Below are 8,263 nucleotides of genomic sequence, written 5' to 3' on the forward strand. Positions count from 1 at the left end.
CGTCATACAGGCCGGGCGACCAGATCGTGGCCCTGCACGCCCACGATCTGCGCGCGCGTGAATTCGCCCACTTTGAGCTGCTTGCTGATCTTCTCGGGCGGCAGCAGGTGCACCACGCCGTCGATCTCCGGCGCATCGGCATAGCTGCGGCCCCTGCCGCCCTTGCGGCCCAGCGCCGGGGCGTGGTCCACCAGCACCTGCATGGTCGCGCCCACGCGGCGCTGCAGGCGGGCGATGGAGACCTCCTCGGCCACGGCCATGAAGCGCGAGCGGCGCTCCTCTCGCACTTCCATCGGCAGCATGCCGGGCAGTTCGTTCGCGACGGCGCCGTCCACGTCGCTGTAGGCGAAGCAGCCGGCCCGGTCGATCTGCGCCTCGCGCAGGAAATCCAGCAAATGCTGGAACTCCTCTTCGGTCTCGCCGGGGAAGCCGGCGATGAAGGTGCTGCGGATCACCAGCTCCGGACAGGCCTCGCGCCAGCGCTGGATGCGCTCCAGGTTGCGCTCGCCGCTGGCGGGCCGCTTCATGCGCCGGAGCACGTCCGGGTGGCTGTGCTGGAACGGCACGTCCAGGTAGGGCAGGATCCTGCCCGTGGCCATGAACGGGATCACCTCGTCCACGCTGGGGTACGGGTACACATAGTGCAGGCGCACCCAGGCGCCGTAGGGTTCGGCGATCTCGCCCAGCGCCTGCACCAGCTCCAGCATGCGCGTCTTCACGGGCTTGCCGTCCCAGAAGCCGGTGCGGTACTTCACGTCCACGCCGTAGGCGGAGGTGTCCTGGCTGATCACCAGCAGCTCCTTCACGCCGCCCTCGAACAGCGCCTGGGCCTCCTTCAGCACGTCGCCCACGGGGCGCGAGACCAGGTCGCCGCGCATCGAGGGGATGATGCAGAAGGTGCAGCGGTGGTTGCAGCCCTCGCTGATCTTCAGGTACGCATAGTGCCTGGGCGTGAGCTTCACGCCCGCCAGGCCGAAGCCGCCGGGCACGAGGTCGATGAACGGGTCGTGCGGCTTGGGCAGGTTCTGGTGGACGGCGTCCATCACCTCCTGCGTGGCATGCGGTCCGGTGACGGCCAGCACGCTCGGGTGCATCTCGCGCACCAGGTTGCGGCCGCCCTCGCCCGCGCGCGCGCCCAGGCAGCCGGTGACGATCACCTTGCCGTTCTCCGCCAGGGCCTCGCCGATGGTGTCGAGGCTTTCCTTGACGGCATCGTCGATGAAGCCGCAGGTGTTGACGATAACGAGGTCGGCGCCCTCGAAGGTCTTGGAAGTCTGGTAACCCTCGGCGCTCAATTGCGTGAGGATCAGTTCGGAGTCCGTGAGGGCCTTCGGACACCCAAGGCTTACCATACCTATACGCGGCTGGCGGGCCGCCTGTGCAGTCGTTTCTGTCATGTGGGGTGAACTGTAAATAGTCTTGTCTATAGCTACATGCGCTTTTCCGACCCGAGCCAGGCGGCCGGCCACAGCCGCGAGCGCCAGGAGGCCTAAGCGGCGAAGTGGGCGGCGGAGCACGGTCTGCAGCTGGACAACAAGCTCACGATGCTGGATGAAGGGCTGTCAGCCTATCACCAGCGGCACGTGACGTCAGGGGCGCTTGGAGCGTTTCTGGCGGGGGTACAGGCCGGGCGGATCGAGGCGGGATCGGTGCTGGTCGTCGAAGGACTCGACCGGCTTTCGCGCGCCGAGCCGATCCAGGCACAGGCGCAACTGGCCCAGATTGTAAATGCCGGGATCACGGTAGTCACCGCCAGCGACGGCAAGGTCTGCAGCAGGGAGCGACTGAAGGCGAATCCCATGGACCTCGTCTATAGCCTTTTGCTGATGATCCGCGCCCACGAAGAGAGCGATACCAAGGGCAAGCGGGGCAAGGCTTGCACACGTGGGAGAACGCCGAGTTCGCAGTCAGTTGCCTCTGATGTGGCCACTGACGCTGTGGAGCGGGGCACGCCATGGCGTTGGGCGGCCTCTCCTCTCATCTCCCCGTTTTCAGGCTCTCCTCGGCCTTATTCTTGGGTAGGCGCGAAGCTGGATGACGTCTTTACCTGCCCGCTCTGCAGATGAATCACTGACTGCGCCAATGCTTCTACATCGCTGGGGTCGTGGGTCACGAGCAGGGTCGGCACCTGTACCCGGTCCAGCATCTCAGCCAATTCTCCGCGCAGACGGGTACGCAGCTGGGTGTCCAGCGCCGACAACGGCTCGTCGAGCAGGAGCAGCTTCGGCTCGGGCGCAAGCGCTCGGGCCAGGGCGACGCGCTGCCGCTGACCGCCTGAGAGATGTCGAGGCCACGCGCCACGTAGCGCCTCGAGGTCAAACTGCCGCACGAGTGCGGCAATACGTTCGCGCTCCGGCTCGCTCGGCCTCTTGCCATGCCGGCACAAGCCGAACGCAAGATTCTGTTCGACCGTCATGTGCGGGAACAACGCGTAATCCTGAAACACCAGCCCGATTCGACGATCGCGCGCAGGCAGGTTGACGCCCTGCATCGTGTCCAAAAGCGTTCTTCCGGCCACCCTTACATGTCCACGGGCATGGTGCGCAAGCCCGGCTATGGCCATCAAGACGGTGGACTTTCCCGATCCTGAAGCGCCGATCAATGCAGTGCGCGAAGTGTTGGAGACGAACTTTGCATCGAGCACAAAACTACGGCCAGGCGACTCGAGGGTCGTCTGCACATGGAGATCCAATACCGGCATCATGCTAGTGCTTTGCTTGGAGCATGCGGCTCGAGACCACCAGGACCACGACGCATACGACAGAGATCACCAGGGTGAGCCAGAGCGCCTGCGCGTCGTTGCCTGCTTGGACGGCATCATAGATGGCTATAGAAAGCGTTTGCGTCTTGCCAGGCAGGTTGCCGGCAATCATCAATGTGGCGCCGAATTCGCCCATCGCCCGAGCGAACGCCAGCATCATTCCTGCCGTTATTCCTCTCACAGCCAGTGGAAGTGTCACTCGCAGAAAGATCTCGAACTCACCCGCTCCCAGCGTACGGGCTGCGTGCAAAAAACGGCCATCGACATCTTCAAAGGCTGCTCGCGCCGCCTTGTAGATCAACGGCAGTGATACCAGGGCCGCGGCAATCACCGCACCTTGCCAAGTGAACATCAGGTTGATGCCAAGCCAGCTGTAGAGATACTTTCCGATCACGCCATTGCGACCAATAACGACGATGAGGTAGTAGCCCAATACGGTGGGCGGCAACACCATCGGCAGCATCAGCAGCGCATCCACAGCATTCTTGCCGGCAAAGCGCCGCTGAGACATCCACCAGCCGAGTGCAATGCCCACCACACCTGCCATCAATGTGGCGAGCAGGGCAATCTTGAGCGTTAACCAGAGGGGGGCGAGCAACGACGGACCGCCAGGATCAAGGCTTGGAGAAACCGAATCCGTCGAGGATCTTCTGGCCAGCATCGCTGCGCACGAACGCGATGAATTCCTTGCCCAGGGCTGCATTCTTGCTGGCAGCAATCTGCGCAATGGGGTAGCTCACAGGGGTTACCGTAGGAACGGTCAGCGCGATGCGTGTTTTGTCCTTCTCGATCAAGGCATCGGTACGGTAAACGAAGCCAGCGTCGACTTCTGCACGAGCGACGTAGTTCAGCACCTGGCGCACGCTCTCACCGTAGATCCACTTCGGCTCAAGCGCCGCCGTCAACCCGGCCTCCTGTACGGATGCCATGGTGTAGCGGCCGACGGGAACGGTGCTGGGGCTTCCGGTCGAAACGCGCTTGTAGTTATCGCCTCCAAGATCCGCCAGCTTCTGAGGCACATTGGCTGCGGTGGCCGGGACAATCAGCACCAGTGTGTTGCGAGCGAAATCTGCACGGGTGCCTTCAGCCAGCAGGTTAGCCTTGGCTGCCCGGTCCATGGTCTCTTGATCGGCGGATGCGAACACATCAACGGGTGCGCCCTGCTGGATCTGGGCCAGGAGCGGACCGGACGCTGCGAAGTTGAACGTTACCTTGGTGCCCGGCTTCGACTTCTCGAACGCCTGGCCGATAGACTGAAACGCATTGGTCAGACTGGCCGCCGCGGAGACCACTACCTCCTGGGCGTGCAATGCCACTGATCCCATGGACAGTGCGGTGAGCAGTACTGCTTTTCCAAACCAACGTGTAGAGGTGTTCATTTCCCGTCCTTGAGGTCGCTATTACAGAAGGTAATAGCGGAATCATAGCAACCGTCGCTTGTACTTGGTTGAAGGGTGTCAGCAGTTCAGGAGCGCGATACCGGCGGACACCGCATGGCGTCGGGCCACCATGGACACCGAGTTACCCCGCTCGTAGCTCTCGCGCACCATCTGCAGCTTGTCCTGCAGCGACCAGCGTCGGCGCCGCTCGGGGCCGACCACTTCCGTTGCACTCTCGTTCTTCGTGTTGGTCATAAACACAGTCATATGCCTACCTCTTATCTTAGGTGGGTGACTGTGAGGCGGCTTCAGCCACATCGGATACCAATGCACAATTACCGGCATCCCGATACCCCGTCTGCACCATGAGTTTTGACTCGGCACTTCATCTTGACATGTCAAGCCCGCAAGCCAAGCAGGACGCTTACGCCACGCTGCTCGCGCAGGTGCGTTCCGTCTTCGATGGTGAACGGGACTGGCTCGCCAACCTGTCGCAGTTCTCCGCGCTGATCTACGGCACTGTCCCTGATTTGAACTGGGCCGGCTTCTACTTGGCCCATGGGGAAGAATTGGTGCTTGGCCCTTTCCAGGGCAAGCTGGCCTGCGTTCGCATTCCTTTCAGTCGCGGGGTATGCGGTGCCTGTGCCCGCACGCAACAAGTACAGCTGGTTCGAGACGTGCACGCGTTCCCCGGCCACATCGCATGCGATTCGGCATCACGGTCGGAGCTGGTACTGCCGGTGATGGTGAATGGTCGCCTGCGCGCAGTATTTGACCTCGACAGCCCGTCCCTCGCCCGCTTCGACGCAGAAGACGCGCGCGGCCTGGATGGAGCGCTGGCACTGTTGGTGCGGGCCACCGACTGGCCTTGATGACTGGTTCTTGATATCCGCTCTAGCCATCAGCCTGGTAGTGCCAGCGCGTCTGCCAGAATTCGAGGCTTTGAAAGGACCATCATGAAGATCAGCGCACGCAACTGCCTTTCCGGCACCATCGTTTCCATCGTCCGTGGGCCGGTGACGACGGAAGTCACGCTGGAAATCGCACCTGGTGTGCAAATCGTCTCCACCATCACCAGCAACTCCGCCGAATCGCTCAAGCTCAAGGAAGGCTCCAACGCGTACGGAGTGATCAAGGCATCGAGCGTGATGATCGGCACCGACGACTGATCCGCTGCGGGGCTCAACCCATGCGCCCGTCCGAGCGTATGGCGGGTAACCGGCCGATCTGCTTGGCAAACCAGCCGATGCGCTCGGTATCACGCACATCGAAGCGAGGTACGTAGGGCTTGATGTCTATCACCGGCGTGCCATCCACCATGTCGTTGCCGGTAAAACGCAGCACGCCGCCCGTCTCCACGGCCACCAGCCGCACGATGGACAGGCCGATGCGATTGGGCCGGGCCGGCGCTCGCGTGGCGAACACCCCGTGACTTTCGTCGTCCAGAAAAGGCACGATCTCCAGGCGCTCCTGTGCACGGTGCAGGTGCGTCAACAATATCAGGTACTCGAATCCCTCGATATCGCGCAGGCCTGGGCGAAACTCTTCGAACACTTCCACATGCCCAGGCTCGTCCGGCGAACCCGCCGTCTGGACAGGCATGCCGGCCGTTTCCATGAATGTGCTGCGGGCGATGCCTATCGCACGGCAAATGATCGGGGCGTGGTCGGGCGTGGTCATGGCGCCAGCAGCCGGTTCAAAGCCGCGATTTCAGCCGACGCGGCGGCCCGGGAAGCGGCCTCCATCGCGCGATAGTGCTTGATCAGAAGGATGCCAGTAGGCGATAGATTTGCGCCACCGCCGTGGGAGCCGCCCTTGGCTGTACTGACGGCGGGCTCGATGAGCGCGTTGTTCATCTCGGACACCAGCAACCAGGCCCTGCGATAAGACATGTCGAGTTGGCGGGCTGCGGCCGAGATGCTACCGGTCTGGGCAATCGCCTCCAGCAGTTGCACCTTGCCGGGACCGATGGCGATGCTGTCATCCCGGTAGATGCGCACCCGAAACTGGACTTTGGACTTCATAGCGAGGGCGGGTCAGAAAGAGGCACTGGAGCGTACCCCATGGCCGAACCCGTTCAGGGGCAGCGGCAGCGGGGAGTTCCATCGTCAAACCATGAACACGGGACGCGCAACCCCAGCAGGGAGACCCGCAGAACCCGATATGTTCAATAGAATACAGCGATTGCCCATTCCCACCTGGACTCCCTCGATGCAACTCGAAGAACAGGCGTGGGCGTGGGACTTTTGCTTCGCCACAGAGAAACTCGAGCAGTGCTTCATCCAGTCCAGCGCAGCCTCTGGTCGCTCCGGTGTTGGAGCGCAGATCTGGCGAGATTCATCGGCCTGGCCCCCGGTCCGATAGATCTGCGGTCTCGCCGGCATCCGCGAAATACAGACCCGTGCAGCACACCCAGTTTTTAAACCGAGGCCCACCTTCAGGATCGCCCACTCCATGACAATGACAACCGACACGATTGATGTTCCGGACCGGCGGCAAGCCACGGGCACAAAATTCTCCCTGGCCAGCATGCAGTACGCACGAGATCAGTCCTGGCAGGCCGTCGCCCGGATGGCCGAGGGCATACGCCCCGGCATGACCGAGCAGCAAGCTCAGGAACACGCCAAAGGGGTGCTCCAGCAAATGGGCATGGACCGTATCTGGCATCCCATCATCATCCGCTTTGGAGAAGCAACACTCGCCACATTCAGGGAACGCACGGACCCCACGCGCGTTCTCGGCGATCGAGACATCTTCTTCGTGGACATCGGCCCTGTATGGCAGGCCCATGAGGGCGACGCGGGTGATACCTTCGTCGTGGGCGATGATCCTGAAATGCATGCCTGTGCACAGGCTGCTCGTGCGCTATGGCACGAGGTTGCCGGACACTGGCGGCACCACAAGACGAGCGGCCAAGCCCTGTATGCCTACGCAGCAGAGCGCGCAGAGGCCATGGGCTGGCGTTTGAATCAAGACATCAAGGGCCACCGGGTCTGCGATTTCCCGCATGCCATTTACAAGGCAGGCAACCTGGGGGACTTCGGTCTATGCCCTGCCACCGGACTCTGGATCCTGGAGATCCAGATTGCCCATCCATCACGCCCGTTTGGCGCGTTCTACGAGGACTTGCTTCTGGAGGAAGAGGTGCAATGACATCGCCGAGCGTTCTGGAAATGAATTCCCCTGAAGAAGCTGAGCGCCTGTTCTCCTACGGAACGCTGCAGTTGGAGGCTGTGCAGCTCTCAACCTTTGGACGGCGCCTGGTCGGCCATGCAGATCGGTTGCCGGGCTTCCGGCTGGAGCAATTGGAAATCCGCGACGCTGCCGTGGTCGCTGCCAGTGGAAAGACCCACCACCCCATCCTGGTGCGCACAGATGATCGGACCGTAGCTTTCGTAGAGGGCACGGTTTTTGAGATTTCGCGAAGCGAACTGGCGCAGGCCGATGCCTACGAAGTCTCGGACTACCGGCGTATCCGGGTCACGTTGGCCTCTGGCATGAAGGCCTGGGTCTACGCCGATGCCAGGACTCAGACTTGAACACTGCTGGCCCGTGAACCGGTTTTCGGTGGCAACGAGTTCAGACCACTGCACTGAAATGGTCCGACACGGGCTCTTTCAGTTGCTCAGACACTTGGATCGCGAATATATCGATCGATGGGCATAGGTCGTGTTTCGTGCAGCCGTCGCACGGCTGACAAACCCGACTATCAGGTGCACTTCCAGACCGGTGCATCCAGCAGAACATAGCGAAAGCTGAAACCCATGAAACGGATGACATCGGCCGTCCACGGCATCAGCGGACTGTTGATTTTGGCTCTGGCCGGCTGCGGAGGCAGTGGCGACAACGCGCTTGCTGCCAGCATCGACCTTGCAGGCACGGTATCGGCCCCGTCCGAGCCTCCGCCGAACAACCCGTTCCTGCGGTTGAAGACCAGCAAAGACTGCGATACCCACGGTCAGGCCGCCGGTCCTGATACCGGTGAGCGCGATGCGCCCGGCCCCTGAACGCAGGGCGCACCGTGCCGCGACTCACTTCCAGTTGGCCGCCAGGGTCGTCTCCAGCTGGCTCTGGTAGTTCGCCAGCAGTTGCGTCTGCCCCGCCGCAGGCGGTGAGAACGACG

11 protein-coding genes and 2 pseudogenes are annotated in these 8,263 nt (G+C 62.2%); 6 read left to right on the forward strand and 7 right to left on the reverse strand.

The window, feature by feature from the left end; all coding sequences use genetic code 11:
• Positions 1–2: 2 nt before the first annotated feature.
• A complete protein-coding gene (gene rimO, locus BLR05_RS22675) occupies positions 3–1,397 on the reverse strand; it encodes a 30S ribosomal protein S12 methylthiotransferase RimO (RefSeq protein WP_092839287.1) in 1,395 nt (464 codons plus the stop codon).
• A 36-nt stretch (positions 1,398–1,433) separates the two neighbouring features.
• Between rimO and BLR05_RS22680 the strand changes: the two are divergent.
• Positions 1,434–1,886: pseudogene (locus BLR05_RS22680) on the forward strand (recombinase family protein); the annotation flags it as partial.
• Positions 1,887–2,008: 122 nt separating this feature from the next.
• Here BLR05_RS22680 and BLR05_RS22685 read toward each other — a convergent pair.
• From BLR05_RS22685 to BLR05_RS22700, 4 genes and pseudogenes are all read right to left on the reverse strand, one after another.
• Positions 2,009–2,704, reverse strand: a complete 696-nt coding sequence (locus tag BLR05_RS22685) for a sulfate/molybdate ABC transporter ATP-binding protein (RefSeq protein WP_167361328.1) — start codon at positions 2,702–2,704, stop codon at positions 2,009–2,011.
• Position 2,705: 1 nt separating this feature from the next.
• Positions 2,706–3,359 (reverse strand): molybdate ABC transporter permease subunit, encoded by a 654-nt coding sequence (gene modB / locus BLR05_RS22690; RefSeq protein ID WP_225979220.1) that lies wholly within the window; start codon positions 3,357–3,359, stop codon positions 2,706–2,708.
• A 16-nt stretch (positions 3,360–3,375) separates the two neighbouring features.
• Positions 3,376–4,140 (reverse strand): molybdate ABC transporter substrate-binding protein, encoded by a 765-nt coding sequence (gene modA, locus BLR05_RS22695; RefSeq protein ID WP_092839293.1) that lies wholly within the window; start codon positions 4,138–4,140, stop codon positions 3,376–3,378.
• Positions 4,141–4,245: 105 nt separating this feature from the next.
• A pseudogene (locus tag BLR05_RS22700) lies at positions 4,246–4,395 on the reverse strand (transposase); the annotation flags it as partial.
• A 110-nt stretch (positions 4,396–4,505) separates the two neighbouring features.
• Here BLR05_RS22700 and BLR05_RS22705 point away from each other — a divergent pair.
• Positions 4,506–5,012, forward strand: a complete 507-nt coding sequence (locus BLR05_RS22705; protein WP_092839296.1) for a GAF domain-containing protein — start codon at positions 4,506–4,508, stop codon at positions 5,010–5,012.
• 84 nt (positions 5,013–5,096) lie between these two features.
• Positions 5,097–5,309, forward strand: a complete 213-nt coding sequence (locus BLR05_RS22710; protein ID WP_092839299.1) for a TOBE domain-containing protein — start codon at positions 5,097–5,099, stop codon at positions 5,307–5,309.
• 13 nt (positions 5,310–5,322) lie between these two features.
• On the opposite strand, the gene tsaA is transcribed toward BLR05_RS22710, so the two are convergent.
• Positions 5,323–5,820: a tRNA (N6-threonylcarbamoyladenosine(37)-N6)-methyltransferase TrmO gene (tsaA, locus tag BLR05_RS22715; RefSeq protein WP_092839302.1), complete on the reverse strand. Its 498-nt coding sequence runs from the start codon at positions 5,818–5,820 to the stop codon at positions 5,323–5,325.
• Positions 5,817–6,164, reverse strand: a complete 348-nt coding sequence (locus tag BLR05_RS22720) for a winged helix-turn-helix domain-containing protein (protein ID WP_092839305.1) — start codon at positions 6,162–6,164, stop codon at positions 5,817–5,819. The genes tsaA and BLR05_RS22720 overlap by 4 nt, the downstream gene beginning before the upstream one ends.
• Before the next feature lie 430 nt (positions 6,165–6,594).
• Between BLR05_RS22720 and BLR05_RS22725 the strand changes: the two genes are divergently transcribed.
• The 3 genes from BLR05_RS22725 to BLR05_RS26155 all read left to right on the forward strand — a co-directional run bounded on the left by BLR05_RS22725 (position 6,595) and on the right by BLR05_RS26155 (position 8,147).
• Entirely contained in the window at positions 6,595–7,293 is a 699-nt protein-coding gene (locus BLR05_RS22725; RefSeq protein WP_225979213.1) for a M24 family metallopeptidase, read from the forward strand.
• Positions 7,290–7,679: a gamma-glutamylcyclotransferase family protein gene (locus BLR05_RS22730; RefSeq protein WP_225979211.1), complete on the forward strand. Its 390-nt coding sequence runs from the start codon at positions 7,290–7,292 to the stop codon at positions 7,677–7,679. Before BLR05_RS22725 ends, BLR05_RS22730 begins: the two co-directional genes overlap by 4 nt.
• A 225-nt stretch (positions 7,680–7,904) precedes the next feature.
• On the forward strand, positions 7,905–8,147 hold the full coding sequence (locus BLR05_RS26155) for a hypothetical protein (protein ID WP_143015985.1): 243 nt from the start codon (positions 7,905–7,907) through the stop codon (positions 8,145–8,147).
• The last annotated feature ends 116 nt before the right edge of the window (positions 8,148–8,263 follow it).

Source organism: Paracidovorax cattleyae (genome assembly GCF_900104515.1).
Taxonomy (GTDB): domain Bacteria; phylum Pseudomonadota; class Gammaproteobacteria; order Burkholderiales; family Burkholderiaceae_C; genus Paracidovorax; species Paracidovorax cattleyae.